The sequence below is a fragment of the Rhizobium bangladeshense genome (genome assembly GCF_017357245.1).
Lineage (GTDB): Bacteria > Pseudomonadota > Alphaproteobacteria > Rhizobiales > Rhizobiaceae > Rhizobium > Rhizobium bangladeshense.
The window spans coordinates 1,587,688-1,613,745 of record NZ_CP071612.1 but is presented as its reverse complement, the minus strand read 5'-3'; the positions used below and the strand labels follow the sequence as shown (position 1 = coordinate 1,613,745).

Below are 26,058 nucleotides of genomic sequence, written 5' to 3'. Positions count from 1 at the left end.
GCTTGAAATCTCGGCGCACCTCGCCTACCCCTTACCTGCTCCCCGAAAGGAAACATCAGTTCCTTTCGGGGCAGGATCAGGCAGACGCCGACCGGCGGCTTGGTCGCGACCGGTGGCCGGGCGATATAAGGGCGACATCGAAAGCGACTAAGTTGGCGCCCACAGAGAAGGAGCCCCCCTTGGCGAACAGGACCATCGATCATGCCTTCACGGCGACCAGCCTCACTTCGGCTGCCAGCGATCCCACCTTTGCCGGTGCTTTGTCCTTCATGCGCCGTCGCTTCACCAAAGAACTTGCCGGCGTCGATGTCGCCGTCTGGGGCATCCCTTTCGACGCCGCCACATCGAACAGGCCGGGCACGCGCTTCGGTCCCCAGGCGATCCGGCGCGCCTCGGCGGTCTTCGACAACGACGCGCAATATCCCTTCAACCGCGAACTGTTTGCCGACATGGCCGTGATCGACTATGGCGATTGTCTGCTCGACTACGGCAACCATCAGGACACGCCTGCTGCCATCGAACGCCAGGCCAACGCGATCCTCGAAAGCGGCGCCTTTCTGCTGACGCTCGGCGGTGATCATTACGTCACTTGGCCGCTGCTGAAAGCCCATGCGGCCAAACACGGCCCTCTCGCACTCGTGCAGTTCGATGCTCACCAGGACACCTGGTTCGACGAAGAGCGGCGCATCGACCACGGTTCCTTCGTAGCGCGGGCAGTGCGCGAGGGCATCATCGATCCTGACCGCTCGATCCAGATTGGCATCCGCACCCATGCGCCGGAGGATTGCGGCATCAATATTCTCTATGGTTATCAGGTCGAAGACATGAATGCCGGCGACATCGCGTCGGCGATCATCTCTCAAACTCGCGGCGCCCCCGCCTATCTCACCTTCGATATCGATTGCCTCGACCCCGCCTTCGCCCCGGGCACCGGCACGCCCGTTGCCGGCGGTCCGTCGAGCGCCAAAATCCTCTCGGTGCTGCAGCGTCTGCATCAGCTCGATGTCCGCGGCGCCGATATCGTCGAGGTGTCGCCGCCCTACGATCATGCCGATATCACCGCCATTGCGGGGGCGACGGTGGCAATGTATATGCTGGGGCTTCATGCGGAGCGACGCGCAATCGCAGCGTCACACGACTGACTCATCCATCTCGCAAATTGAATCCGGAAACCTTCAGAACCTCTTGAAAGCGCAGGTCTAAAATGGCACCGAAAATCTTCATCGATGGCGAACACGGCACTACGGGTCTACAAATCCGCACGCGCATGGCCGGCCGCCGCGATGTCGAGCTTCTGTCCATTCCAGAGGCCGAGCGGCGCAACGCCGCCATGCGCGAGGACATGCTGAACAGCGCCGACATCGCCATTCTATGCCTGCCCGACGAGGCGTCGAAGGAAGCAGTCCAGATGGTTTCGGCCAATAATAACGTCCGCGTCATCGACACCTCGACGGCCTTTCGCGTCAATCCCGGCTGGGCCTATGGCTTCGCCGAGATGGATAAGGAGCAGGCCGAGAAAATTGCTTCGGCCCGCTTCGTCGCCAATCCCGGCTGCTATCCCACGGGCGCCGTCGGCCTGATCAGGCCGCTGCGCGCCGCCGGCATTCTGCCGGATGGCTATCCCGTCACGGTAAATGCGGTTTCCGGTTACACCGGCGGCGGCAAGCAGCTGATCGCCCAGATGGAAAATCCGGATCATCCGGACGCGATCAGCGCGCCGCATTTCCTTTACGGCCTTCCCCTCACCCACAAGCACGTTCCGGAGATGACCGTGCATGGTCTGCTCGACCGCGCGCCGATCTTCTCGCCGTCGGTCGGCAAGTTCGCGCAAGGCATGATCGTACAGGTGCCCCTGCATCTCGGCGATCTCGCCGAGGGCACGACGATGGAAAGCATCCACGCCGCGCTCGTCGCCCAATATGCCGGGCAGGACATAGTCACCGTCGTGCCGCTCGCCGAAAGCAAGGCGCTGCCCCGCGTCAACGCCGTCGAACTCGAGGGCAAGGACACGATGAAGCTCTTCGTCTTCGGTACGCCGGGCGGTTCCCAGGTCAATCTGGTGGCGCTGCTCGATAACCTCGGCAAGGGCGCTTCCGGTGCTGCCGTGCAGAACATGGACCTGATGCTCGCCAGCTGAGGTCATGATGCTGGATAGGCTTGTCGCCGACATGCAGGCGTGGTTTGCCGCCGCCCTGCCCGGTCACGGCATCTACGCGTTGATGGCATTTGCCTTCATCGCCGGGCTTGCCCGCGGCTTTTCCGGTTTCGGCGCAGCCCTGATCTTCATTCCGCTCGGCGGCGCCATCGTCGGGCCGAAGCTGGTCTCGCCGATCCTGCTCGTCATCGACGGCATCGCCACCCCGGGATTGATCCCACCCGCCTGGCGCAATGCCAACCGCTCCGAAGTCTTCGTCATGGCGGCGGGTGCTGCGCTCGGCGTCCCGGTCGGCACGGCGCTGCTTGCGCTTCTCGACCCGACGCTCCTGCGCTGGAGCATCACGGTCATCGCCATCTGTCTGCTCGCGCTCCTCGTATCGGGATGGCGCTACCAAGGCGCGCCGTCGGCGCCGCTCAGCAGTGGCGTCGGCCTGATTGCCGGACTTTTCAGCGGCGCTGTGCAGCTCGGCGGACCGCCTGTCGTCGCCTATTGGCTAGGCGGCAAGAGCGACTTCACGCGGGTCAGAGCGAATGTCGTGCTCTATTTTTCGATCTCCTCCGTCTTCAGCGCCATCAGCTATTATATCGGCGGATTGTTCGTGCCCGCCGTCTTCGCCCTCACCGCCGTCATCCTGCCGAGTTATGCGCTCGGTCTCTTTGGCGGCTCGAAGCTGTTCGGGCTTGCCGAGGAGCGGACCTTTCGCATCGCCTCCTACGTGCTGATTGGGGCCGCCGCCATCATCGGAATGCCGCTGCTCGACGGCGTGCTGCGATAGAACGAATGAAGGCTTCTCGCTTTCAATCGCGTTCGCTGATCATTGTCTCGTGCGGGTATTCCCCGTAAAAGCCGCGCCAGTTGGCGACGGCGAAACCGAATACAACAAGCGCACCGGCCTGATGCAGCAGCCCCCAGTGAAGCGGCACCTGCATCAGCAGCGTGACGATGCCGATCGCCGCCTGAACGGTAACCAGAACGAAAAGCAAGACGGCGCGACGGGCATGGGTGGTCCAAGGTGCCGCGCGAAGGGCGATCACCATGTTGATCAGCACCAGTGCGAAGAGCGTATAGGCGCCGATGCGGTGGATGAACTGCACCGCTTTCGGGTTCTCGAAGGCATTGATCCAGAACGGCTGCTGAACCAGCAGATCGGAGGGAATGACGGCACCGTCCATCAGCGGCCAGGTATTGTAGGTAAAACCGGCGTCGAGCCCCGCCACCAGCGCGCCAAGATAGATCTGGAACAGCGCGAAAACGGCGATCACGGCAGCAAAGCCGCGCGAACTGCGCGCCGGCGCCGGATCGTCCGAATGAGGGGAGAGACCGCGCATGATCCACATGCAGCCGGCAAAGATCAGGCAAGCCATGACGAGATGGGTTGCCAGCCGGTACTGACTGACGTCGGTGCGGACCGACAGGCCGGAAGACACCATCCACCAACCAATAAAACCCTGCAGGCCGCCAAGGGCAAGGATACCGACAAGCGGCCAGCGCAGGCGTTTCTCGATGCGCCCCGTCAGCCAGAAATAGAGGAGCGGCAGCGCGAAGATCACGCCGATGCCACGGGCGATCAGCCGGTGCGCCCATTCCCACCAGAAGATGCCTTTGAACTCGTCGACGGTCATGGAACTGTTCAACTGCTGAAACTCGGGAATGCGCTGGTAGAGGCGGAATTCCTCTTCCCATTCGGCGGCCGACAGCGGCGGAATGACGCCATGAATCGGCTTCCACTCGGTGATCGACAGGCCGGAATTGGTCAGCCGCGTTGCCCCGCCGACAAGCACGAGACAGAAGAGCGCCAAGAGCACGACGCCGAGCCACAGCCGCAAGGCGCGGCGATTGCGGTTCTGTTTGCGTACTTCGGTCAGGATCGCCTGTTCCATGGTGGGGTTCGCGACGGCCATGATGTCTCCTTCTATCCGGCAGTTGATTTGCCCCACCAGCTCATGCAAAACAAGCCCCGAAGCTTTGCGGCATGCCGTCGCGCCGCTCCACGTTACCCATACAAGAGATAAGCAATGCCCGTCCGTCTCCGCAAATTCATCGGCACGATCCTTATCATCGTGCTCGTGCTCGTCTATGCGCTGGTGGCGAACACGGTCGCGGTGGCGACGCTCGGCAACGTCCCCTGGTGGGGGCACCTGCTCTACTTCCTGCTGACCGGCCTGCTTTGGGTCTTGCCGGCAATGTTGATCATTAAATGGATGGCCGGGCCGCGCCAGCAGTAAGCATTAACGGCCGAATAACCGTGATCGGCGGAAAACCTCGCCGATGGACGGCCGTTAAACCAATTATACGTCCCGCATACCTACCTTCCCGTTCAGCATTTTGACCGGAGAAGTTCCCGTGCAGACGCAAAAGCTCGATGTTGATGAACAGCCGTCAGACGATGGCGCGCTGGCCGATATGGCAATCTCACGCCTACGCCAGGTGAGCATGAAACTTGCCATGGCAAAAATCGACATCTCGGTATTCGATGCGATGCAGCCGCTGGAGGATGATTGGCGGGCCTTGGAGACGGACGATCTCCACTCCCTTCATCAGAGCTACGATTGGTGCGCCGCCTGGGTAAAAGCCTTTCAGCGGCCGCTGGCGATCCTCACGGGCACCTATGCCGGAGAGACGGCCTTCATTCTGCCGATCGAGATCGTCAAATCCCGTGGATTGGCCGTCGCGAAGTTCATCGCTGCCGATCACAGCAATATCAATACCGGTCTGTTTTCGGGGAACTTTGCCGAAAGCGGCGGGAGCATCGACGCGGAGAAATTCGCGGGGCAGCTTCGGCACGCCTTAAGGGGTTACGCTGATCTGTTGCTGCTGCAAAACATTCCGTTGGAATGGCGGGGGCGGCAGACCCCGCTCACCGGACTGCCGATGGTGCAGAACCAGAACCACGCTTATCAATTACCATTGCTCTCCAATTTCGACGAGACGCTGAAACAGTTGAACGCCAAGAGCCGGCGTAAGAAATTCCGCGTTCAGTCGAGGCGTCTGGAAGCGGTCGGTGGTTTCGAATACATCATCCCCGAAACGTCGGAAGAACAGCACCACTTGCTCGATGTGTTCTTCCGCCTGAAGAGTATCCGCTTCGCAAGCCTTGGCCTGCCCGACGTCTTCGCCGATCCGGAGACGCAGAGCTTCCTGCATGGCCTCATCGACAAGCGGGATGATAGAAGACAGTATTTCGGGCTGCAGATGCATGGGTTGCGGCTGAAGGGCGAGAATAAGGACCGGATCGCTGCGATCTCGGGCATTTCGCGCAAGGGCGACCACGTCATCTGCCAGTTCGGGGCGATTGACGAAGATCTTGTGCCCGATACGAGCCCCGGCGAATTTCTCTATTGGCAGACCATCGCGGGACTGCATGGCAGGGGTGTCGCGCTGTTCGATTTCGGCCTCGGCGACCAGAGCTATAAGCGTTCCTGGGCACCCGTTGAGACCGCGCATTATGACGTGGTCCTGCCGGTCTCCCCGTTCGGGGTCGCCGCCGCCGCCGCGCACCGGATCGTCACCCGCGGCAAGGCTCACATCAAGGCGCGTCCGAAACTCTATAAGCTCGCCCAGGGCATCCGCGCACGGATCGGCTGACATAGCTGGCCATTTTTCGCGACGGCTCTAGGCGGCCTGTCCGATCTCCTGCTCGTCCGCCTGGCCGGCAGACATCAGCACGACGCGCTCGTAACCCGCCGCCTGGAATTCCGTCATCAGGGCAACGAAGATCGTCTCCTCCAGCTGCGGCAGCGAGAGGATGATCTCGACATCCCGGCTGCGCGTCAGCCGCGAGACGCCGGCGACATCGGCCGCACCGCATTCGACTACCACGAGGTCGTAGGCGGCGGCGAGCGCATCGAGCAGCAGCGACAGCCGGTCGACACCGCGCATGGCGCGCCGCGCGTCGCTCTGACCCTGCGGGATCAGATGGGCATCGGAAAGGCGATCGCCATGAATCGTATCTCCAAAGGCGGCCTCGCCGCACAGAAGGTCAGTAACGCCGAGCGCGGACTGGTCCTCTGCCATCAGTTCTGTGGGATAGCCGGAGCCGGTCATGTCGATCAGAACCACGCGCCGGCCGGCATCGGCGAGCATGCGGGTCAACGAAACCGTCGCAGCCGAGCCATTGTCACCAGTCGGAGATATGGCGATCGCCAGCGGTGCGCGGCTATCGGCCAGATAGTCCGCAACAGAGGCAATGGAGAACTCGTTGTCGTCCTCGGGCACCTCTTCGGCAGCCTCCACGTCGTCGACCTCGTCCGTTCCATCATCATCCGTGACAACGGCGAGCATGCTCGGCTGGACGGGCCTCCTGACGGCAGCAATGGCCACAGCGGCTTGCGGCACATCCTTCTCCTCGGCGACCGTTTCCGCTTCGATCGTGTCACGCGACGCATCGACGGGACGAAGCGCCCGGCCGCTGAAGAGTTCGGCGAGCATGGTGACGATGGCACTCAGGATCAGCGTCGCGACGGCCGCGACGACGACGATCGGCACCACCTTCGGGAAATAGGGATCGACCGGCTCAATGGCCCTGGAGACGATACGGGCGTCCGCCGGGCTCGAATTGCTGTCGGCGCGCGAGGCGGCTTCGCGGTAGCGAACGAGATAGGTTTCGAGCAGCTGGCGCTGGGCGTTCGCTTCGCGCTCAAGTGCGTTGAGCCCGACCTCATCTTCGCCGGCACGAGCGCTGTTGGCTTGCACCGTATCTTTCTGGCGCTCGAGTTCGCTCGCGCGGAGGTCGGCAACCTTCGCCTCGTTTTCAATGCTAGCCAGTATCTTCTGCGTCTCCTGGCGGATTTGGCCGCGGATATCGGAGAGCTGGGCGCGCAGACTCTTCAGCCTGGGATGACTGTTGAGAAGGCTGGTCTGTAGATCTGATATTTGCGATTGCAGGCCCGATTCCGTCGCCTTCAGACGCTGGATCGCCTGAGAGGACATGATGTCAGGCAGCGTGTCGGACGCTTCTCCCGATGACAGCGCATTGCGCACCGCCTGTGCCCTCGCCTCGGCATTGGCCTTGTCGCCCCGCACGCGGGTGAGTTCTGCGGAGATGTCATTAAGCTGCTGGGCGGGAAATGTGGTCGTGCCGTTCGTCTGCAGCAGACCGTGGGTGGTGCGATATTCGGCAACCTTCTTTTCGGCCTCGCTGACCCTCTGTCGCAGGTTTTCGATCTCCGGCTCAAGCCAGCGCGTCGCTTCCGAATTGGAATCGAGCTTGGCGCCGCTCTGAGTGGAAAGATAGACGTTCGCCAAGGCGTTCGGAATGGCGGCGGCGAGCTTCGGATCCTTCGACGTGAAATTGATGCCGATGACGCGCGAACCCGGCACCTGGTAGACCTGCAGCCGCTCGACGAAAGCGTCGATTACCCGTTCTTCCGGCGGGTTCTCCATCGGGTTCTTCTTCAGATGCAGCTTCACGAGGATGCTGTTCATCGCCGAGCCGTTGGCGGCGTCGTCGAATTCCGGCAGATCATAGAGCTTCAGGTCGTTGATCACCTTCTTAAGGAGATCGGCAGATTGCAGGAGCTGCACCTGGCTGGCGATATTCAGTTCGTCCATCAGTGGGCCGGCGCCGGCGTCGTTCGCCTGCTGGGTGCTGGCAAAGGCCGGCGCGCGGGGCTCGATGAGAATGCGTGTTTCGCTGCGATATTGCGGCGAGATGAGCTTGGCGCCGGCAAAGGCGACGCCGGCCGCCACGAGCGTGATCGTCAATATCCTGAGCCGGCGCGCCCAGACGGCGCGAGCCAACTGGCCGAGGTCAATGTCCACATCCTGATCACGCACTACGCCGGACATGCTCTTACTCCACAACAAAGGTGCCGCAAGAGTAAACGACCATGGTAACTCAACGGTTAATAATGATCTCGCCAAGAAATAGCGCGGGGCGGCAAAGAACTCGGAAATTGTCGCGCGTCTTTTACCAGGCATTAACCCTAACGGATCGATAACGACTGCACCAAGTTCATTTTCTGTGAGCACAAGCGGATGTCTGTCGCCCCGCCCAATATCCTTTTGGCCCTGAGCCTTGCAGCCATGACGGCAGCATTGGGCGGATGCACGACGTACAAGCCGGCTCCAAAGGCCTTCAACGAGGCGACCATCCAGCCCTACACGCTCGACAGCGGCGACCGGCTACGCATCACCGTCTTCGACCAGCAGAGCCTGACCAACACCTACACGGTGGATCAGGCCGGCTATATTGCCTTCCCCCTCATCGGCCAGGTCCCTGCCCGCGGCCGAACCCTGCAGCAACTTTCGGGCCAGATCGCCCAGAAACTGCAGCAGGGCTATCTTCGCGATCCGGACGTCACCATCGACGTCGACCGTTACCGCTCGATCTTCATCATGGGCGAAGTCGGCCAGCCCGGCCAATATGCCTATGTTCCTGGCATGACGGTGCAGAACGCCATTGCGGTTGCCGGCGGCTTCACCAGCCGCGCCAACCAGAGCATGGTCGACGTTACCCGCAAGATAAACGGGCAGGCGCTGACCGGCCGCATCAACATATCCGGCCCGATCATCGCCGGCGATACGATCTACGTACGCGAACGGCTCTTTTGAGTAATGGCACAGGAAAAGCCGCTCCGCATCCTCCACTGCTTCAGGTCGCCGGTCGGCGGGATTTTCCGCCATGTCCGCGACCTGGTCGAAGAACATAGCAAGGCAGGCCATGACATCGGCATCCTCTGCGACAGCTCGACCGGAGGCGAGCACGAGGACAGATTGTTCGACGATATTCGTCCCTACCTGTCGCTCGGCCTGACGCGGGTGCCGATCCGGCGCTCTGTCAGCCCGTCCGATATCGCGACGATGTGGGACACATACAAGAAGATCAAAAGTTTGCGGCCGGATGTGCTGCACGGGCACGGCGCCAAGGGCGGCGTGCTCGCGCGACTTGCCGGCTCAGCCTTGCGGGTGAACAGGTATCGCGTAGCCCGCCTCTATACCGCGCATGGCGGAAGCCTGCATTATTCGCGCTCCTCGCTCAGCGGACAATTCGTCCTCAGGATGGAACGCCTGCAGGAATATTTCACCGATGCGCTGGTCTTCATCTGCGAGTATGAGCGGGACACCTACATGCGCAAGGTGGGCAAGCCGCGGACGAAGACGAAACTGATCTATAACGGCATCGGAGACCGTGAGTTCGAGCCGATCCACACCCGGTCGGATGCCGTGCATTTCATCTATGTGGGAATGCTTCGGGACCTCAAGGGTCCCGATCTGTTTGTCGATGCCTTCGCCAAGACCGAGCGGCTGCTCGGCAGGCCCCTTTCGGCGCTGATGATCGGCGACGGACCTGACCGGGACCGCTACCGCGAGATGATGGTCGAACGCGGTCTCGGCAAACGTATCGGGATGCTGCCGGCAATGCGCGTCCACGAAGCCTTTGCCATGGCGCAAAATCTCGTCGTCCCGTCTCGCGCCGAAGCCATGCCCTATATCGTGATCGAGGGGCTCGGCGCCGGCAAAACGATCATTGCAAGCCGCGTCGGCGGCATTCCCGAGGTGCTCGGCAAGGACAGTCCGGCCCTTGTAGAGCCCGGCAATTCCGACGATCTTGCCCGCGTCATGGCGGAAGCGTTGAGTACGCCTGGCTGGCACTCCAGAACAATGCCGCCGCGCGAAGCAATAAAGGCTGTGTTCTCGTCGACGGTGATGGCTCAGGATGTCCTCAAACTGTACCATGAGCTGGTCAATCCCACCGCCGGACAAGCAATGTCCGGCGCGCCGTAAATATTTCTTAGGGGCTTTCTGGTATTTCGCTTGCTGACAACGAGCGATAAAACCCCATGAACAAACTGGAAAGAGGCGATCAATTCGACTTGGAAGCGCTGCGCAAGCAGGTCTCCGACGTCGAGGCGCGCGGCAACGCAGGTCAGGAGCGCTCCTCCGGACCGATCGAAATCAACCCCTATGCCCGGCAGATCGCCGAACAGTTCCGCGACGGGACGCGTTCGCCTGTCATCGTTATCGGCCAATTGCGGCTCCTGGAACTCCTGGCGCTCTTTTCGATCGCCTTGATCGTCCACTACTTCTGGCCCGGCGACGGCAGCGATACCCTGCTGGTGCGGGCGGGCATGGCGGCGATCGCTTCAGCCTTGACTGGCGTCGCCCTGCAGATCGCCGACACCTATACCATTCCCGCACTTCGCGCGAAGCTGCGGCTAATGCCCCGCATTGTCGCAGCGTGGACGATCGCGCTCGTCCTCACCATAGGCCTGTTCGCGCTCATCCGCGGCACCACATGGGCGATGGTCGATGCCTACCTTCCCTGGTTCATCGCCGGGGCGCTCTTTCTCGCAACCGAACGCTTCCTCGTCGCCTACGGCATCCGCAACTGGGCGCGCAACGGCGTCATGGAGCGGCGTGCCGTCATCGTCGGCGGCGGCGAGCCCGCCAAAGAGCTGATCCGGATGCTCGAACAGCAGGCGGATAACGACATACGCATCTGCGGCATCTTCGACGACCGCGGCGAAAAGCGCTCACCAATCATGGTCGCCGGTTACCCGAAGCTCGGCACAGTGGCCGAGCTCGTCGAATTCGTGCGGCTGACGCGCATCGACATGCTGATCATCGCCCTGCCGCTTTCGGCCGAAGCCCGCATCTTCGATCTCCTGAAGAAGCTCTGGGTCCTGCCGGTCGATATCCGCCTTGCCGCGCATGCCAACCGGCTGCGCTTCCGGCCGCGCGCTTATTCCCATGTCGGCGCCGTACCGATGCTCGACATTTTCAAGAAGCCGATCCGCGACTGGGATTCCGTGGCCAAACGCGGCTTCGACATCTTCTTCACCCTGATTGCGCTTGCACTGCTCTGGCCGCTGATGGTCGCAACTGCGATCGCCATCAAGGCGACCTCGGAAGGCCCTGTCTTCTTCATGCAGAAGCGTCACGGCTTCAACAACGAAGTCATCAACGTCTTCAAGTTCCGCTCGATGTACACCAACATGGCCGACCCCACAGGCAAGGCCGCGGTGGTCAAGGGCGATCCGCGCGTCACCCGCGTCGGCAAGTTCATCCGCAAGACTTCGATCGACGAGCTGCCGCAGCTCTTCAACGTGCTGCGGGGAGAACTCTCGCTGGTCGGTCCGCGCCCGCATGCGGTTCTTGCCCAGGCGCGCGACCGCGCCTTCGCCGATGTCGTCGAAGGTTATTTCGCCCGCCACCGCGTCAAGCCCGGTGTCACCGGCTGGGCGCAGATCAATGGCTGGCGCGGAGAGGTCGACAATGACGAGAAGATCAAGTTCCGCACGGCCTACGACCTCTACTATATCGAGAACTGGTCGCTCTGGTTCGATCTTAAGATTTTGCTCCTGACGCCGATCCGGCTGCTCAACACGGAAAATGCCTATTGAGCGCGGTCGAGGCGACATATTCGCGTGTCGCCCAGCCGCAGAGGGCAGCGCTGCGCCTGATCGGCTCGGCTGTTGTCGCCATTGGCGTTTTCCTCTCCGGCTTCGTCATCGATGAGCCGGCGCCCTATGAACTCTGGATGGCAGGGCTGATCGGCCTCTGGTTCATCCTCGGCCTGAAGATTTCGCGCGGCGTCGCGCCGTTGCTTGCCCTGCTGCTCACTTTCAATATCGGCGGCATGCTATCGCTGACCCAGATGAAGGACCTTGCGACGGCGCCGATGTATATCGCTGTCTCGACCTTCCTGGCGCTGACCGCGGTTTTCTACGCGGCAATCATCGAGGACAGCCATAAACGGCTGCCGCTGATCTTCAACGCCTGGACCCTGGCCGCCGTCGCCACGTCGGCGCTTGGCGTGCTCGGCTACTTCCACGCCTTCCCCGGCTCGGAAGTGTTCACTCTCTACGACCGCGCCAAAGGCGCATTCCAGGATCCGAACGTCTTCGGCCCCTTCCTGGTGCCGCCGTCGCTCCACCTCATCCACGGCATTCTGACCGGGGACTTGAAGAAATCGCCCTTGAAGGCAGCCGCCCTTCTGGTGATTGCGCTCGGTATCTTCCTCTCCTTTTCCCGCGCCGCCTGGGGGCTCTTTGCGCTGGGCGTAATGCTCCTGATTTTCATCATGCTGCTGAAGGAACGCAGCGGCGTCTTCCGTTTGCGAGTGCTGATCCTGTCCCTGGCGGCGATCATCATGCTGGTCGCATCACTGCTGGTGGCGCTGCAGATCCCGAAGGTCGCAGAGCTGTTCTCGGCACGCGCTCAGCTCGTGCAGCAGTATGACGGCGAACATCTCGGCCGGTTCGAGCGCCACCGGATCGGCTTCACCATGATGATGGAGCGCCCGCTCGGCATCGGTCCGCTCGTGTTCGGCACGATGTTTCCTGAAGACGAGCATAATATCTGGCTGAAATCGCTCACCTCCTACGGCTGGCTCGGCTTCGTCAGCTATGTCGGAATGCTCCTCTGGACGCTCATTCTGGGTTTCCGGAATCTGCTGTTCGATCGGCCATGGCAACCCTTCCTGATGATTGCCTGGATCTCCGTTCTCGGCCACGCGGCGATCGGCAATGTCATCGACATCGACCATTGGCGCCATGTCTATCTGCTCTTCGGCACGGTCTGGGGCTGCGCGGCGCTGGAAGCGCGTCACAGACGCGGCCGAATGCCCAGGGGAACGGCCTAGGTCCTCCCGCCTCTCGGCTGATTGTTTATTTCGTCGCCCCGGCCGTCAAGCCGGCGATGAACCGCCGCTGGAAAATCAGATAGGTCAGGATGAGCGGGGCGATAACGATCACCGCACCGGCGGTCAGAACCGGCGTGTTGACCGTGTAACGCCCCTGGAAAAACAGCATGCCGAGGGGCAGCGTCCGATAAGCATCGTCGTTGACCAGAATGAACGGGATGAGAAACTCATTCCAGGTCCATATGAACAAGAACAGCGCCAGTGTCGACATTGCCGGCACCATGAGGGGTACGACGATCTTGCGCAGGATATAGAAGCGTCCGGCGCCATCGAGGACAGCCGCCTCAAGAATTTCTTCCGGCAATTGCTGCATCGCGCTGGCAAGGAAGATCGTCGAGAATGGGATCGACATCGCAATCTGCGGCACGATCACGGCGGCATAGGTATTGATCCATCCGAGATACCGCATTTCATAATAAAGCGGGATGATGAAGGCCTCCGCCGGTACCATCATGCCGAGCGTCAGTATAGCGAACAGCGTACGTCTGAGCGGGAAAGACAGAAAAGCGAAGGCGAAGCCCGTCAGCAGGCCCAGAAAGACGCTCGCGGCTACGACGGGTATGACAACGATGATCGAATTCCAGAAGTAGATGTTGAAATGTCCGGCATTCCAGGCATCCAGGTAGTTTTCGAAATGCGGATATGCCGGCAAGGCAAACGCACCCTTCAGGACGTCGGCTTTGCTCTTTATCGACGTCAGAAGCAGAAGCAGAAATGGAGTGATCGTTACGAATGCGAGAAGCCAGAGGAGAATGCGAAGTGGGAGCGTAGCGGCGGGGATGTTGGACGAACGGCTCATCAAGCCACCCCTCTGCTCTGCGAGCCCACAAACCGGTGAATTGCATAGTTGATCGCGAATGTCAGCAAGGCGCCGACAATGGCGATGGCCGCCGCCGCTCCGAACCGATTGAGCTCGAAGCCAAGCTGATACATGTAGATATTCGGCACGAGCGTGGCGTTCGCGGGTCCGCCGCGAGTCATCGTGAAAATCAGGTCGAAGCTTTTGATCGAGGCTATGACCGTCAACAGCAGCACGACCCTTATCTCCGGCATCAGAAGCGGCAGCGTCACCCAGAAAAAGGTCTTCCGCGCCGAAGCGCCGTCGACTTTTGCGGCATCGAAGAGAGACGGGTCAATGCGCTGAATTCCGGTGAGGAAAATGACCATGCAAAAGCCGAAGAAATACCAGGTAGCGACGATCCCGACTGCGGGAAGCGCAAAATTGAAATTTCCAAGCCACGGCAACGCGAACATGCCCAGGCCCATCGCCCTGAGGAACTGATTGAACGGGCCAAAAGCAGGATTGTAGAGCCATGCCCAGATGATGCCCAAGACGGCAGTCGGCATGATGTAAGGCAGGAACAAGAAGGTTCTGAGAGCAAGTTGCTCGCGCTGCTTCAGATTCCAGACGCAGGCAGCAAGTGTGATGCCGAGCACGAGCGGCAGGACACAATAAAAGATCATCAGCTCGGCATTGTTACGCAGGGCGATATAAAAGCGACCATCTGAAAAGAGGTCGATATAATTGCTCAATCCAACCCAGCGGGGCATGCTGACGCCGTCCCAGCTGGTCAGGCTCAGCCCCAGAGCCGCAATGATCGGGCCGAAGACGAAAGCCGCGTAGAGCAGCAATCCCGGCAATAGATAAAGCAAATTGGTAGGTTGGGAGCCGTCGAGTTTGGAGCGCATCATCCCAATACTCCGTGAAGCCAAAGCTCTGGTCATCACGCAGCAAGCCGCAGCTTGCTGCGCTGGTTTTAAAGTGGTCCGCGAGACGCCGCTCACGACCGCCAAATGGCCGGCCGCGACGGCCCCTCGCCTCCTATTTCTTATCCTTCAGATAAGCCTGATAATCCTTGTCCATGGCGTCGACAAAGGCTTCGGGCGTGATATTGCCGGACAAGAGAAGTGGCGTGTTGTCGTCTATCGTCTTCAGCATCGTCGGGCTCGACCAGTCGGGATAATGGCCGAGAGCATCGTTGGCATTGAGGGTCTTCCACATTTCGATGCCCGACGTAAGCAGTGGCGTGAGCTTCGGTTTTGCGTCCGGCGCCAGCGAAGTTGCCGGGAGGTAGCCGGCATTGGCCCAGGTTTCAGCAGCCTTTTCCGAAACCATATAGTCGATATAGTCGCCGGCAAGGTCCTGCTTGGTCTTGTCTTTGGCAAGGCTCGTTATCGCCCAGGCAAGATCGACGCCGCCGACGCTGAGCGGCTTGGCGATACCTTTCGGGGCGGGAATGGCCATGAAGCCGATATCGGGATTGTGTTGCATGTCACCGAAATACCAGGTCCCGGAGATCAGGAATGCGCCCTGCCCCGATATGAAGAGCTGAACGGCGTCATCACCTGAGATGCCCTCGAAACCTGGGAAGAAATAGCCGCCCTGCGCCCATTTTTGTACGAGTTTGGCGGATTCGATATTCGCTTTGGTGTTCCAGGAGCCGCCCCGGCCGTAGATCAGATCGTCCAGTTCGGCGCGATTGCTCGCATCGATATGCGCCTGCTCGATGGCGCCGATCATGTGCAAGGCCAGATGCTGCTTGGCCGTGCCCATCATGAACGGCGCGACGCCCTTTTCCTTCAGCTTATCGAGACCGGCCAGAAACTCCTCGAAGGTTTGCGGCACCGCGACTCCCGCGTCGGCAAGAATCTTCTTGTTGTAATAAAGGCCGACGATCTCGGCGAGGCCTGATATGCCGTAGGTCTTGCCGACCCCGAACTTTGCCCCGTCCCAACGATCTCGAGCAAGCACGGAGTCCGACTGCCGCTTATCCCAGCCATATTTCTTGATGTAATCGTCGACCGGCAGGAGCAACCCTTCCTTTACCATCGCACCCATGTCGCCGGCACCCTGGTTGACCTTGGTAACGACAGGGCCGTCACCGGCCGAAACCGCGAGCTTCAGCGTCAGCTTCATGTCGTCGAAAGTGCGGGCGGTGCGTTTGATGGTGACGCCGGGATGGGCAGCTTCGAACTCCTTATTCAGTTGTTCGATGACCGCGCTTTGACCTTCATAGGTCTGGTCGTCCCAAACCGGCAGGTCGTCGGCGCGGGCGGTGGAAAGTCCGAAACTCACAAGCGCCGCGCCGGCAAGCGCGACGGCTACTTTCAATGGGTATGCAGGCAGTATGCTGATCGATTTCACGCTTCTTTTCATCTGCTCCACCTCACTTGGTTTATTCTCCACTCCCCGCTCAGGCCTCGTGCCAGGCACCGGCCGAACGATTTCTTCCCCCAGAGCTTTGCCTGACCGGCGAATCTGAGGTAATCGTCAATGCATCAGCTCCTCTCGCGACCAAAAATGACGAAGCGCCACGCAGGAGGTGGCATAGTGATGGACACCAGCTGCTTCATCCGTCCCGCGATCGAAGCGGATATCGAAACCTTTTTTGAAATCTGCCTGAAAACCGCGAATGGCGGGCACGATGCCAGCGCTCTCTATAGCGACCCGCGTCTTCCCGGCTACATCTGGTCGGTGCCGTACCTCAAGTTCGCCAAAGACTTTGCGTTTGTCCTCGTCCATGACGGCCGCCCGGCCGGCTATGTCGTGGGCGCACCCGACACCAGCCGGTTCGACCAGGACCTGGCGGCAAACTGGTGGCCGGTCGTGCGCCGAGAGATCGCCGGACTGTCGCCGACCCGCCCGCGCGACGCCGACGTCCTGGAACGAATCCAAAATCCGCGCAGCGGGACGGTCTGGCTTCAAGACCAGTATCCGGCGCATCTTCACATCAACATCCTCCCCGGGCTTCAGGCCAGCGGCTGGGGACGAAAAATGATAAATACCGAGCTGCAGGCGCTTCGAGATCACGGGGTTACGGCCGTGCATCTCGGCGTCGACCCCGCCAACGAGCGGGCCAGAGGCTTCTACCGTCACCTGGGGTTTTCCGAGTTGGAACGCGATGGCGCGGTCGCCTTTGCAATGCGGATCGATGAGGGTTCCCGCTAAAGTCGACGGCGCCAGATCGCTCATGACATCGGCTCCGAATTTGCGGCGTCAAGCCCATATTTCAAAACGACGGCCGCCGGCATGGCGCTCCAGCCTTGAAGCAGTGAGCCGCGTCCATATGGCGGCGAGAAATATTCCACCGCGCCGAGCCAGCCGTTGTCAAGGCAGGTTTCCCACCAGCGTGTCAGCGCATAACGGGCGCCTCCAAGCCCGAGGCGCAGGCGCTCCTCGGCATAGACGCCATCCCAATAAGGCCAGTCCGAGCCATTGTGATAGCGGTAGGGAAAGGCGGTTTTGGATCGTAGATCGGCTTGCCGCTTGAACGGCGGATAGGCGCACATCACGCCCCAGCTGCCATAGGGTTGGTGTTGATTGTGACGCGTTTCCAGTCTGGTTTCAAATGCTTTGAGCAGGCCTATAGCCTTCTGCCGCGAGATTGCACCGAACCGCGACAAGGTGAGGCTGTCGAGGGCCAAATGATCTTCGACAAAAGCGCCGGGCATTCCATAGTCGAGATATCCACCCGTTTCCGGCACGAAGAGCCTGGCTTCAATTTCGGCGCGGGCGAGATCTGCTGTTTGGCGCGCACGACGGGCAAGCGCCGGATCGAGCTTCTCGCCGAGCCTTGCCACCGCGTCCATGGCACCGACGAAAAGGCCGAGATCATACGAGACAAGACCCTCGCGAAAGACGTTGTCCGCCCAGTCCCGATCATTACGCGGTTTCAGCGGCAGAACGCTGTTGGGGCCAGCCAGGCCGAAGTAGCGGTCGGTGATTGCCTTGACGAGCGGCCAGTGCAGCTGCACCTCGGCCAGATCCTGGTTTGCGACGACATAGTCATTCAGGAAAAGAATGAAGAACAGCGGGCTGTCGAAGTGGTCGCTCCACCAGTCCTGCGGACGGTTGTGGTATTCCGGAACCGCCCTTTTGTGGGTTTTAGGATTGGCACTGCAATCGCCGACGAAACGTTGCCAAGCGTCTGATTGTGCAGGCCCTGTCACGATCACGCCACTTGGAGCCTCCCCATCCGGCTGCACCCCCTTGGCGAGCAAGCGGATCTCCTCGCGCACGGCCTCCGGTGCAAGCGTCAACAACGGCTGCATCGTCCAGTAGCCGTCGCGGTAATAGGTCCGCGCCGGAGCGCTATAGGCCTGTCCGGCGGCAAGACCCGCGAAGGCGCCGTTTTCGTCGAGCCTTATGCTGGATAGGGCTGCATGTACGCCCTGGCTGACCATGCTGCGCATCAGCGGGTCGGCCTCGGGCGTCATGTCGCAACGTGTCACATATTCAGCGGCTTCGGCGATAATGGCAGCTTTGGTGAGATCGAGCGCTTTCTCGGCTTCGTCTCTCGAGGCGCCACCGACAATCCGCAGTTCGGAATCGAGAGCATCCACGATAAGGACACCCCAGCCCATTTCGAAGACCTGCCGATGATCGCTCCGAGACATCTTCGCTTTAGCGCCCTGCCCATCCGGTTCGTGCCACCAGGCGCAACGGCGCGCCGGGTAGATGCCCTGCAGCCTCACTCCGCTGATCAGCATCACAGGCTGCGACTGCGCAACAAAAACACCGCCCCGTTTCGAGACGAGCCGGTTCGGAGCGTACGTATAAGGGCCGGAAATCGGAGAAAACCGCACACGCCCCAGGCTGCCGGCACCCCAAAGGGCAAGATCGGCATATCCGCCCGGGTGGACATCGCCCTGAAGGCGGGGCGCCATGATCGGCAGCAAGACGGCTGCATCGGCTGAAAGCTGTCCATCCGTCGAGGGCTTTATCATCGGCAGGTCCCCGACAGCCTCGTTGAGAAACCTGCAGAATGCAAAACGGAAAAATAGCTGAACCAGTCTGAGCCAATTGCTCCTTGGGCGATCTTGGCGCGTGTGCGGCGACCCAGACAATATGTATGGCGCATACTTGTCCTCGACCCTCTTCAGATCGCGCATTTGATTGCGCGTTAAACTCAGCCTACAGGGGGCTCCCAGTTTGTCAAGGACGTAGACAAATTGTCAGCTTGCGTGTTACTGAACCCAGCTATGAAGATAGGGTTGAAGGTCTACACCCGTCATTTCGTGATGGTTGAGAACCGAACCATCTTTCATTAGGTATATGCTTCGAACTAATTGGGATGAGCAGCCGGATGGCAATACCGTCGTCTCTCGTACAGACTCCCATCGCGCGAAAGATTTCGACGAACGCGGTGATCCGGACCGTGTTAGCCAAGGGTAGGATCTCCCGCGCCGACATTGCCAAGCTGACCGGCCTGTCGAAGCAGACGATTTCCGATGTCGTGCGCGATCTTGAGGATGACGGGTGGCTGAAACCCGTCGGGCAGACCGATGGTCGTCCCGGCCGGAACGCGATCATCTACGAAATCAACGCAAGGGCGGCCCTAGCCGTTTCGATCGATCTGGGAGGCACCAAGATCGCTGCGGCTATTTGCGATCTGTTGGGCAACGTTGTTGCCGAAACCACAGTTCCCACCGACCCGCGCGGCGGGCCGCATCTCGTCAACCAGTTCAGTGACCTCATCACTCAACTCGCGCTCGCGGCCGGGACCAAGGCCGACAAGCTGCGTCTCGTCGTTCTTGGCAGTCCCGGCGTACTCGATCCCGCCACCGGACATATCAACGTCGCACCAAACATTCCTGGCATCGACGCAATGGATCTGCGGCAAGTCTTCAGCGATAAGATGGGCATACCTCTGATCGTCGAGAATGACGTCAACCTTGCCGCGCAAGGGGAGAGATGGCGGGGACACGGGATCGAGGTCGGCAATTTTGCTTTCGTGGCACTTGGGACGGGCGTCGGCATGGGCATCATCGCCAATGGCGCGCTGTTGCGCGGCGCGCGCGGCGCGGCCGGCGAAATCGCTTATCTTCCACTTGGCGGCGATGCTTTTGATCCCGGCGGTTTTATGCTGGGAACCTTTGAGAGTGCGGTCGGCAGTGCAGCGATGTTGCGCCGCTATGCCGGTTTTGGTGGGCGCAACGCCTCTACGGTGGCCGATCTCTTCGCTGCATTCAATGCGGGCGAAACGAGCGCCATCGCCGCAATCGAAGAGACGGCACGGCTGGTGGCGGTCGCCATTGCTGCCATCGGAGCAATGCTCGACCCCGAACTGGTGATCACTGGCGGCAGCATCGGCGCAAGGCCGGAGCTCGTAAATGCCATCCAGCGCTTTCTCCCACGTTGCACGCCTTACCCGCCGCGCATCGAGATCAGCCGTTTTGGCAACCGCGCCGCCCTGATAGGAGGCATGGGGATCGCCGTCGAGCGCATGCATGATGATCTGTTTGGTGTAAAATTGCAGGATACTTGAAGACTGCAGGGTCACGGATAGCTCGCCCATCGCGACCGTCCCAAACGGGCCGCGGATCATTCGAGCCCGTACGCGCCAAATCATCGCCGCCTTATGAGTGCATTCAAACCGCCGCCCCACTTGCGAAGCCCCGCAAATGCGCTAGATTTTCCACCATGATAACAGCAACGCAGATACGCGGCGCGCGCGCCATGATCGGAATGAGCATCGAAGAGCTCGCCACCGCAAGCGGCCTTCCGGTCGAGACCGTGACGGCATTGGAAAAGGGTGAGTTTGAGGGCGAGCCGCATGCGCTGTTCGATCTGCGCAGCACGCTCGAGGCGCAGGGCATCATCTTTCTTTCGAGCGGCAACCAAGATGAAGGCGGCCCTGGCATCCGCCTGCGGGCACGGACATCAAGCGATGACGGCATCCGGCCAGAAAATCTCAATGCCGCGAATGACGATTAACTGAAGGCAATCGTCGTCGTCACGTCTTATTGTCCCATCCATTGTCGCGGAAACCGCGTATCAGAGATAAGTCTTGGCAAGGTCGGCGAGTTTGCCGCCGTCTTTCACGCCCTGCCTGTAAAGCTGAATGATGACCGCACCGATCCTCTCGGCCTCCGGCGTCGTCCTGACGAGTCCGCGTTCGTTACATACCTTGTCAAGCACCTGCGAAAGCAGATCGAGATCTTCCGAAAAGAGCGGTAAATCATGCGGATGAATTGTTGATCGTAACATCACGCCGCACTTCCCTCCGAGGGCAAACGCCTACACGCTTGCATCGCCGGCCGCCCTCCGCAACCGGCAATGAAGTTATTATGCGCGAGGGTCCGAATTTTAGCAACTGCGCAAATTCCTGTGGAACAATATTTTTGCGCGCGCGTTTGCCGCGTTTTGTAGCAAGAAGTAGCGAGTGCAAACGTTGAGTGATAAACGCTTTCCCTACCCTGTCCGAGTCCATTCTCCAACCAGCAGTCTGATCGTTTCCACCGCCTGGGATGCCGTCGAATATCTGAAACGGTGGCCGGGCAAACGCGGGCGCGATTATCGGATCGCACTCCAACATTGCCTTGATGCGCTCGATGGGCTGCGCAGTCCGCGGACCGCACAGGTTTCCTTTGTCACGGCGGCGAAGACGGCAGGATTGCTGCTGTGAGACTGGCTCAGGCGCGTCGCGATCCTTCGGACTCGCTCTTAGCGGTACAATCCTGATCCAGTGGACGGCGTTGTCGCAACATGCCTTAGCGATTGCGGCCGCCGCCGGCTGCGATGAACGGCGGCTGGATGGACCCTTCCATGATCACCTTGGCAGTCACCTCGATCACCCGCTCTTCAGCGAGCTCGGCAAGTGCGAGGGCGACGTCACCCTCCGGCCAGCCGGCCTTGACCGCCTCGTCCGACAAAGCTTGGAACGCACCGGCGAGAGCCTGCCTGCAAGTTAGATTCCGGTTCATATCCGATGCGCTCACACCAGGTCATCCGTGAGAGGAACAATGTTAATCTACACGCATTCGCAAAAATGCGAAGTGCAATAAGCCGCCTTCAATTCAAAATCTGTTTTTTAAACAAAAACTCCGTATAGACTTAACAAGAATAAACTATTCGTCCATCGCAGTGATGGATTCTCAAAGAGAATTAGAGGGATTATTTTTGAACCTCTCCCGTTATGGGAGCACGTCATCTCGCCATTTACTTGGAATGGCCAAAACTGATACACGGGCTATTTTTCCGCCGAATGGCGTAGATCCGAAGTGTGGCCCGTTTTCAGCATCTTCGCGGCACCCCTGTCAATCAACTTCGAGACATTCCCCGGCGCGGACATGACTATCAAGCATCGTGATGAAGAGGGTCTTAAAGGGTTCGGGCCAATGCGCATCGGAGGGTGCCGCCCGATGACGCAGCTGACCCACGCCTATCGGCGTTTATCACCGTAATGCCATAACGGCACCACACTGCCGTCAAAGTCCGCCGTACGATTGCGCTGGGAGGCTATTTTTTCAGGAGGTAAAATGTCTATCGAACTGGACGCTACTACCTATGTTCACACCAAGCCAACGACCGCTCATTCCTATATCTTGCCAACCGTTGTCGATGTTCTTGAAAGCAGTTTCCACGAGGCAAACGAAACGGCGGTCTTCGATCTCGGCTGCGGCACCGGCGGCGCTGCTTCGGTGCTCGCGGAGAAAGGTTACGATGTCGTCGGCGTCGACCCCTCGGAGGACGGCATCGCAAAAGCGAAAGCGGTCCATCCCGATCTACCGCTGGAAATCGGTTCTGGCTACGATGATCTTTCCAGCCGTTACGGCACCTTCGATGCGGTAATCAGCCTGGAGGTCGTGGAGCATGTTTACGACCCGAAGGCTTTCTCGGCGACCATGTACGATCTGGTGAAACCGGGAGGCATCGCAGTCGTATCGACGCCTTTTCACGGTTACTGGAAAAATCTGGCTTTGGCGGTAAGCGGGAAAATGGATGACCATTTCATGCCCCTCAAGGACCACGGTCATATCAAATTCTGGTCCCCTGAGACACTCAGCACGCTACTGCTCGACACAGGCTTCGAAGACGTCGACTTCGAATATGTCGGGAGGATTCCGCTTCTGGCAAAATCGATGATTGCAATCGCGCAGAAACCGCACTGACGACGCGTTCTCAGCCGCGGCCACGTACACGCTGCACTCACCATCAACATGGTGTTCTGACTGGGATTTCAAGGGGATAAATGGTCGGGGCGACTGGACTCGAACCAGCGACCCCTTGACCCCCAGTCAAGTGCGCTACCGGGCTGCGCTACGCCCCGACCTGCCGAAACGGCTTGCTTCGTTTAGTTTTTCGGAGCGTGCAATGCAAGCAGAAAAAGCCTGCATCGGATAAAAAGGAAGGAGTTCTCCGGGTAACCGTCAGATCGCCGTGAGCTTGAGCCGGCCTTCTGCGGTCTGGCGGGGCTGCCACGCCCGGTAGTTGGCAATCGAAAAATGTGGGGTTTCGAAAGGGGTGGCGTGGGTTTCGGTGATGACCGCGACGTCGGCGCCGGAGGCCTCGCCGGCGAGAATGCCGGCAACGGCATCTTCGAAGACCAGGCACTTCGCGGGTTCGACTCCGAGGCGGCTTGCACCGAGCAGATAACCTTCCGGGCTGGGCTTGCCGGCCCTGACCTCCTGGCCGCTGACCATGACCTTCGGCATCGGAATCCCGGCTGCAGCCATGCGGCGCCTGGCGAGCTCGATCGGCGCCGAGGTGACGATCGCCCATCTGCCGTCGGGGATGGCGTTAAGGAAGCGGACGGCATCGGGGATTTCGACGATGCCGGAGACGTCCTCCATCTCCTCGGCCAGCAGCAGATCCGCCTCGTAGGCCGGATCGACGCCCGGCAAACCGAGGCCGCGGATCACGTCGGAGGCACGGATGCCGTGGATCGTTTTCAGGAAAACCTCCGGCTCGAAGTCATGACGTCTTGCCCATTCGCTCCAGACGCGCTCGACGACGGCAATGGAGTTCAGCAGCGTTCCATCCATGTCGAAGAGGAAAGCATCATAGGATCTGTCGAGGATGTCATGGCGAGCGGGCACGGCTGTTTCCTTGCGAGCACGAGGCAGCGGGCGGCCCCTTCGACAGGCGAGTAACCGAGAGCGGCCACGGCGTCAACGTCAGTTGTTGACCTCCGGATGTATGACGTTGCGAACATCGGCCAGACCGCGTGCGGCGTCGCGATTGCCGGTAGCAGCGGCGGCTTCGAAGATCCGCATAGCGTCGTCGTACATTTTCAGATTGAGGTAGCAGTAGCCGCGCAGAACCATCAGATCGATCCGCTCCTGCTGTAGCTGGGCGCGCTGATCGAGATAGATGAGGGTTTCGCGGTAACGTCCAGCGTCGAAGGCCGATAAGGCACGATCGCCGAGGATCGCCACCTGCAGTTCGGCAGCACGCTGGCGGCTCTGCGGCGCCTTGGTTGCCGCAACGGCGGCATTGCTGGAAAGGCCAGCGCGCAGATAGGCAAGGCTCTGACCGTAGGCTGCGTCTTCCCGGATCTTGCGGGCCGGGCTCTGCAATGCCGTCTCAAAGGCAGAGACCGCCTCCATCGGCCGGTTGATATCCATGAGGCACCAGCCGCGCGACAGCGCCTCGCCCGGCCCGAGTCGTCCCGCGTCGATGGTCGTCGAGCAGCCACGCGCCTGGCGCGGGCCGCGCTCGACAGTCACCGCCTGCATCGGCGGTCGTGCGGCGCGGACGGCGACTTCCGGCTCCGGCTGCCGCCCAGCTCGCGGGTCGGCCGGAGGCGGCTCCGTGCGGGCGGTCGGATGCTGCGGCGGCTCTTCCGGCTGTACCGGCTGCTGCAGCGCAAGCGGCTGCTTTGCGGGCGTACCGGCATTCGAAACCGGCAAGGAAGTGTCCCTGAGATTGGCGATTCGCGCGGACCGGCCGGCCCAGGCGCGCTGGAGTTCGAGAACGCCCTTGCGGTCGTTCAGCTGCTCGCGGGTGACGGCAAGGCCATAAGCGGATGGTTCGTCGTCAGGTTTCCAGGCCAGCGCGGCTTCGAACCAGCGCGCTGCGGTCTGGAACTGGTTGAGGGAGCGGGCATACCATCCGAATTGCTGCGCCGTGGGCACATGTTTCCGGGCGATGACCTCGGCCGCGATCCGATGAAGCACATCCTCGGTCAGGTCGGCTGGCGGCTGCAGCGCCATCAGATTGGCGGTGGCGGCAAGATAGGTTGCGGTCGAATCATCGGAATCGGCGCGCCAGCGGAACATTACGTCCTCGGCTTCCTGAGGCGCCTTGCGGGCGATCAGCGCCAGCGCAAGCCCCTGCGAGGCAGCCGCCGTATCCTCCTTGGCTCGAGCGGCGCGAAACCACTTTTCAGCATCGGGAGGATTGTTGCGGCGCAGCTGGTGCCAGCCGAGCAGCAGCGCATCAGAGGCGAGCCCCTGGTTCGCGGCGAGCCTTTCCAGGCGAGCGATGTAATCCGGCGCGATGGTGAGCTTCGGATCATCATTGCTTTCGGCGACGAAGCGTCGCGCAAGGTTGTCGCGGATCGCGTCGAACTCCCTACTGCCGTCGATGGCGGGCTTCTCCATCGCAAGCAGCACCTGCATCGGCTGGTAGTCGAGCAGTGTCGAGGCTTTTTCGACCGTCGCCTGCCGTTCGGCGGGGTCGGTGCAGTTTTTCAGGATATAGGTATAGGCATCCTGGCCGCGCTGTGCCCTTTCCGTGCGAATGAAGGCTTCGGCGACACGCCAGAGCACGTCAATCTCGCCGCAGGTGAGCAGGCTCGGCGTCGCGGCGGCGATATCGACCACGGTCGCATATTGCTTGAGGTCCGAAGCGTTGATGAGGCGGGAGCGGGCCTCCGCCACACCAATCCGATCGATGAGATCGGCCGGTGGCTGCCACCCGACATTGGTTGCCTGGCGATCGGCGATCGCTTTGCGCAGCTCCGCATAGCGGCCATCGGAATAAAGCCTCCACATGGCCTCGAGCTGCTTGTCGCCATTCTGCGGCACGGCGAGCGGATCGGCAGGCGGAACCCAGTTCGGATAGAGCGCCTGCAGGCGGGAGATTTCAGCTTGCAGGCGCACCTTGTCGCCGCGGCTGGCAAAATAGCGAAGCGCGCTTTCATCGATGGCAGGCGGCGGCCCGCCGGCCTGCTGAGGCGCCGGCGGTTCCGAAACCATCGGCGGCGAGACCTGGTCTGGCGGTGCATCCGTCTGAGCCATGTCAGATTGCGGCGCTGCCGGCTGCTCAGCAGCGGTGTCCGGCTCGCGCGTGTCCGGTGTCGATGCCGGCGCAGAGGTAATCGCTTCGATCTTGTCGGCGACTGTCTCGGCGTTGAATTCGGAACTGCCTGCGGGAGCATCGGCCGGCTTGATGCGGCCCATCATCAGCAGCTCCGGCGCCGGGTTGGCTCCAGAACCAAGACCGAACTTTTCCTGTAGAGCGCGACGATCCTTCAGCCCCGTGACGAGAGTCGCCACCACGACTGCTGCTGAAATCGCCATGAGAGAA

General features: G+C 60.7%; 24 protein-coding genes and 1 tRNA gene. 14 read left to right on the top strand and 11 right to left on the bottom strand.

Annotated features, from left to right (window positions below):
* Positions 1-179: 179 nt before the first annotated feature.
* From speB to J2J98_RS07780, 3 genes are all read left to right on the top strand, one after another.
* Positions 180-1,142 carry an agmatinase gene (gene speB / locus J2J98_RS07790; protein WP_064711195.1) on the top strand — a complete coding sequence of 321 codons (963 nt, stop codon included), beginning with the start codon at positions 180-182 and terminating at the stop codon, positions 1,140-1,142.
* A gap of 62 nt (positions 1,143-1,204) precedes the next feature.
* The gene (argC, locus tag J2J98_RS07785; protein ID WP_207602798.1) at positions 1,205-2,137 is read left to right on the top strand and encodes an N-acetyl-gamma-glutamyl-phosphate reductase; all 933 of its coding nucleotides are present in this window, start codon (positions 1,205-1,207) and stop codon (positions 2,135-2,137) included.
* Between the two features lie 4 nt (positions 2,138-2,141).
* Entirely contained in the window at positions 2,142-2,933 is a 792-nt protein-coding gene (locus J2J98_RS07780) for a sulfite exporter TauE/SafE family protein (RefSeq protein WP_207602797.1), read from the top strand.
* Positions 2,934-2,955: 22 nt separating this feature from the next.
* Here J2J98_RS07780 and J2J98_RS07775 read toward each other — a convergent pair whose 3' ends face one another.
* A complete protein-coding gene (locus tag J2J98_RS07775; protein ID WP_064706897.1) occupies positions 2,956-4,059 on the bottom strand; it encodes a COX15/CtaA family protein in 1,104 nt (367 codons plus the stop codon).
* Between the two features lie 114 nt (positions 4,060-4,173).
* Here J2J98_RS07775 and J2J98_RS07770 point away from each other — a divergent pair, with 114 nt between their 5' ends.
* Together J2J98_RS07770 and J2J98_RS07765 are read left to right on the top strand one after the other, a co-directional pair.
* A complete protein-coding gene (locus J2J98_RS07770) occupies positions 4,174-4,383 on the top strand; it encodes a DUF2842 domain-containing protein (RefSeq protein WP_064706896.1) in 210 nt (69 codons plus the stop codon).
* A gap of 118 nt (positions 4,384-4,501) precedes the next feature.
* Positions 4,502-5,743, top strand: a complete 1,242-nt coding sequence (locus J2J98_RS07765; RefSeq protein ID WP_207602796.1) for a GNAT family N-acetyltransferase — start codon at positions 4,502-4,504, stop codon at positions 5,741-5,743.
* Positions 5,744-5,770: 27 nt separating this feature from the next.
* Here the strand turns inward: J2J98_RS07765 and J2J98_RS07760 are convergent, their stop codons facing one another.
* Positions 5,771-7,945 (bottom strand): GumC family protein, encoded by a 2,175-nt coding sequence (locus tag J2J98_RS07760; protein ID WP_207602795.1) that lies wholly within the window; start codon positions 7,943-7,945, stop codon positions 5,771-5,773.
* Positions 7,946-8,134: 189 nt separating this feature from the next.
* Here J2J98_RS07760 and J2J98_RS07755 point away from each other — a divergent pair, with 189 nt between their 5' ends.
* The 4 genes from J2J98_RS07755 to J2J98_RS07740 are packed head-to-tail and all read left to right on the top strand — an operon-like array spanning position 8,135 to position 12,743.
* On the top strand, positions 8,135-8,710 hold the full coding sequence (locus J2J98_RS07755; protein ID WP_207602794.1) for a polysaccharide biosynthesis/export family protein: 576 nt from the start codon (positions 8,135-8,137) through the stop codon (positions 8,708-8,710).
* Positions 8,711-8,713: 3 nt separating this feature from the next.
* Positions 8,714-9,883 carry a glycosyltransferase gene (locus J2J98_RS07750; RefSeq protein WP_207602793.1) on the top strand — a complete coding sequence of 390 codons (1,170 nt, stop codon included), beginning with the start codon at positions 8,714-8,716 and terminating at the stop codon, positions 9,881-9,883.
* A 56-nt stretch (positions 9,884-9,939) separates the two neighbouring features.
* Positions 9,940-11,502, top strand: coding sequence for an undecaprenyl-phosphate glucose phosphotransferase (locus J2J98_RS07745; protein ID WP_207602792.1), 1,563 nt, complete (start codon positions 9,940-9,942; stop codon positions 11,500-11,502).
* Positions 11,499-12,743 carry an O-antigen ligase family protein gene (locus tag J2J98_RS07740; protein WP_207602791.1) on the top strand — a complete coding sequence of 415 codons (1,245 nt, stop codon included), beginning with the start codon at positions 11,499-11,501 and terminating at the stop codon, positions 12,741-12,743. Before J2J98_RS07745 ends, J2J98_RS07740 begins: the two co-directional genes overlap by 4 nt.
* A gap of 25 nt (positions 12,744-12,768) precedes the next feature.
* Here the strand turns inward: J2J98_RS07740 and J2J98_RS07735 are convergent, their stop codons facing one another.
* From J2J98_RS07735 to J2J98_RS07725, 3 genes are all read right to left on the bottom strand, one after another.
* The gene (locus J2J98_RS07735; protein ID WP_064706889.1) at positions 12,769-13,602 is read right to left on the bottom strand and encodes a carbohydrate ABC transporter permease; all 834 of its coding nucleotides are present in this window, start codon (positions 13,600-13,602) and stop codon (positions 12,769-12,771) included.
* Positions 13,602-14,495, bottom strand: coding sequence for a carbohydrate ABC transporter permease (locus tag J2J98_RS07730; protein WP_207603097.1), 894 nt, complete (start codon positions 14,493-14,495; stop codon positions 13,602-13,604). Before J2J98_RS07730 ends, J2J98_RS07735 begins: the two co-directional genes overlap by 1 nt.
* Positions 14,496-14,625: 130 nt before the next feature.
* Positions 14,626-15,960, bottom strand: coding sequence for an extracellular solute-binding protein (locus J2J98_RS07725; protein WP_064711191.1), 1,335 nt, complete (start codon positions 15,958-15,960; stop codon positions 14,626-14,628).
* Positions 15,961-16,137: 177 nt separating this feature from the next.
* On the opposite strand from J2J98_RS07725, the gene J2J98_RS07720 reads away from it, so the two are divergent.
* Positions 16,138-16,752, top strand: a complete 615-nt coding sequence (locus J2J98_RS07720; RefSeq protein ID WP_138395172.1) for a GNAT family N-acetyltransferase — start codon at positions 16,138-16,140, stop codon at positions 16,750-16,752.
* Between the two features lie 20 nt (positions 16,753-16,772).
* On the opposite strand, the gene J2J98_RS07715 is transcribed toward J2J98_RS07720, so the two are convergent.
* Entirely contained in the window at positions 16,773-18,530 is a 1,758-nt protein-coding gene (locus tag J2J98_RS07715; RefSeq protein WP_207602790.1) for a glucosidase family protein, read from the bottom strand.
* Positions 18,531-18,889: 359 nt separating this feature from the next.
* On the opposite strand from J2J98_RS07715, the gene J2J98_RS07710 reads away from it, so the two are divergent.
* Positions 18,890-20,071: an ROK family transcriptional regulator gene (locus J2J98_RS07710; RefSeq protein WP_207602789.1), complete on the top strand. Its 1,182-nt coding sequence runs from the start codon at positions 18,890-18,892 to the stop codon at positions 20,069-20,071.
* A 155-nt stretch (positions 20,072-20,226) separates the two neighbouring features.
* A complete protein-coding gene (locus J2J98_RS07705; protein WP_064706884.1) occupies positions 20,227-20,520 on the top strand; it encodes a helix-turn-helix domain-containing protein in 294 nt (97 codons plus the stop codon).
* Between the two features lie 60 nt (positions 20,521-20,580).
* On the opposite strand, the gene J2J98_RS07700 is transcribed toward J2J98_RS07705, so the two are convergent.
* Positions 20,581-20,793 carry a hypothetical protein gene (locus tag J2J98_RS07700; protein WP_207602788.1) on the bottom strand — a complete coding sequence of 71 codons (213 nt, stop codon included), beginning with the start codon at positions 20,791-20,793 and terminating at the stop codon, positions 20,581-20,583.
* A gap of 184 nt (positions 20,794-20,977) precedes the next feature.
* Here J2J98_RS07700 and J2J98_RS07695 point away from each other — a divergent pair, with 184 nt between their 5' ends.
* Positions 20,978-21,211, top strand: a complete 234-nt coding sequence (locus J2J98_RS07695; RefSeq protein WP_207602787.1) for a DUF982 domain-containing protein — start codon at positions 20,978-20,980, stop codon at positions 21,209-21,211.
* A gap of 85 nt (positions 21,212-21,296) precedes the next feature.
* Here the strand turns inward: J2J98_RS07695 and J2J98_RS07690 are convergent, their stop codons facing one another.
* A complete protein-coding gene (locus J2J98_RS07690; protein WP_207602786.1) occupies positions 21,297-21,509 on the bottom strand; it encodes a hypothetical protein in 213 nt (70 codons plus the stop codon).
* A 555-nt stretch (positions 21,510-22,064) separates the two neighbouring features.
* Between J2J98_RS07690 and J2J98_RS07685 the strand changes: the two genes are divergently transcribed.
* A complete protein-coding gene (locus tag J2J98_RS07685; RefSeq protein WP_207602785.1) occupies positions 22,065-22,697 on the top strand; it encodes a class I SAM-dependent methyltransferase in 633 nt (210 codons plus the stop codon).
* A gap of 81 nt (positions 22,698-22,778) precedes the next feature.
* On the opposite strand, the gene J2J98_RS07680 is transcribed toward J2J98_RS07685, so the two are convergent.
* The 3 genes from J2J98_RS07680 to J2J98_RS07670 form a co-directional block, all read right to left on the bottom strand.
* Positions 22,779-22,855, bottom strand: a tRNA-Pro gene (locus J2J98_RS07680).
* Positions 22,856-22,955: 100 nt separating this feature from the next.
* Positions 22,956-23,624 (bottom strand): HAD family hydrolase, encoded by a 669-nt coding sequence (locus tag J2J98_RS07675; protein ID WP_207602784.1) that lies wholly within the window; start codon positions 23,622-23,624, stop codon positions 22,956-22,958.
* A gap of 78 nt (positions 23,625-23,702) precedes the next feature.
* Complete coding sequence (locus J2J98_RS07670; protein ID WP_207602783.1) at positions 23,703-26,051, bottom strand: cellulose synthase; 2,349 nt, start codon at positions 26,049-26,051, stop codon at positions 23,703-23,705.
* Positions 26,052-26,058: the final 7 nt, after the last annotated feature.

Bases quoted from the DNA above. Each gene is read 5' to 3' on its own strand.
- argC (WP_207602798.1), top strand. From the start codon at position 1,205: ATGGCACCGAAAATCTTCATCGATGGCGAACACGGCACTACGGGTCTA.
- J2J98_RS07780 (WP_207602797.1), top strand. From the start codon at position 2,142: ATGATGCTGGATAGGCTTGTCGCCGACATGCAGGCGTGGTTTGCCGCC.
- J2J98_RS07775 (WP_064706897.1), bottom strand. From the start codon at position 4,059: ATGGCCGTCGCGAACCCCACCATGGAACAGGCGATCCTGACCGAAGTA.
- J2J98_RS07770 (WP_064706896.1), top strand. From the start codon at position 4,174: ATGCCCGTCCGTCTCCGCAAATTCATCGGCACGATCCTTATCATCGTG.
- J2J98_RS07760 (WP_207602795.1), bottom strand. From the start codon at position 7,945: ATGTCCGGCGTAGTGCGTGATCAGGATGTGGACATTGACCTCGGCCAG.
- J2J98_RS07755 (WP_207602794.1), top strand. From the start codon at position 8,135: ATGTCTGTCGCCCCGCCCAATATCCTTTTGGCCCTGAGCCTTGCAGCC.
- J2J98_RS07750 (WP_207602793.1), top strand. From the start codon at position 8,714: ATGGCACAGGAAAAGCCGCTCCGCATCCTCCACTGCTTCAGGTCGCCG.
- J2J98_RS07745 (WP_207602792.1), top strand. From the start codon at position 9,940: ATGAACAAACTGGAAAGAGGCGATCAATTCGACTTGGAAGCGCTGCGC.
- J2J98_RS07735 (WP_064706889.1), bottom strand. From the start codon at position 13,602: ATGAGCCGTTCGTCCAACATCCCCGCCGCTACGCTCCCACTTCGCATT.
- J2J98_RS07730 (WP_207603097.1), bottom strand. From the start codon at position 14,495: ATGATGCGCTCCAAACTCGACGGCTCCCAACCTACCAATTTGCTTTAT.
- J2J98_RS07725 (WP_064711191.1), bottom strand. From the start codon at position 15,960: ATGAAAAGAAGCGTGAAATCGATCAGCATACTGCCTGCATACCCATTG.
- J2J98_RS07720 (WP_138395172.1), top strand. From the start codon at position 16,138: ATGGACACCAGCTGCTTCATCCGTCCCGCGATCGAAGCGGATATCGAA.
- J2J98_RS07715 (WP_207602790.1), bottom strand. From the start codon at position 18,530: ATGATAAAGCCCTCGACGGATGGACAGCTTTCAGCCGATGCAGCCGTC.
- J2J98_RS07710 (WP_207602789.1), top strand. From the start codon at position 18,890: ATGGCAATACCGTCGTCTCTCGTACAGACTCCCATCGCGCGAAAGATT.
- J2J98_RS07705 (WP_064706884.1), top strand. From the start codon at position 20,227: ATGATAACAGCAACGCAGATACGCGGCGCGCGCGCCATGATCGGAATG.
- J2J98_RS07700 (WP_207602788.1), bottom strand. From the start codon at position 20,793: ATGTTACGATCAACAATTCATCCGCATGATTTACCGCTCTTTTCGGAA.
- J2J98_RS07690 (WP_207602786.1), bottom strand. From the start codon at position 21,509: ATGAACCGGAATCTAACTTGCAGGCAGGCTCTCGCCGGTGCGTTCCAA.
- J2J98_RS07685 (WP_207602785.1), top strand. From the start codon at position 22,065: ATGTCTATCGAACTGGACGCTACTACCTATGTTCACACCAAGCCAACG.
- J2J98_RS07670 (WP_207602783.1), bottom strand. From the start codon at position 26,051: ATGGCGATTTCAGCAGCAGTCGTGGTGGCGACTCTCGTCACGGGGCTG.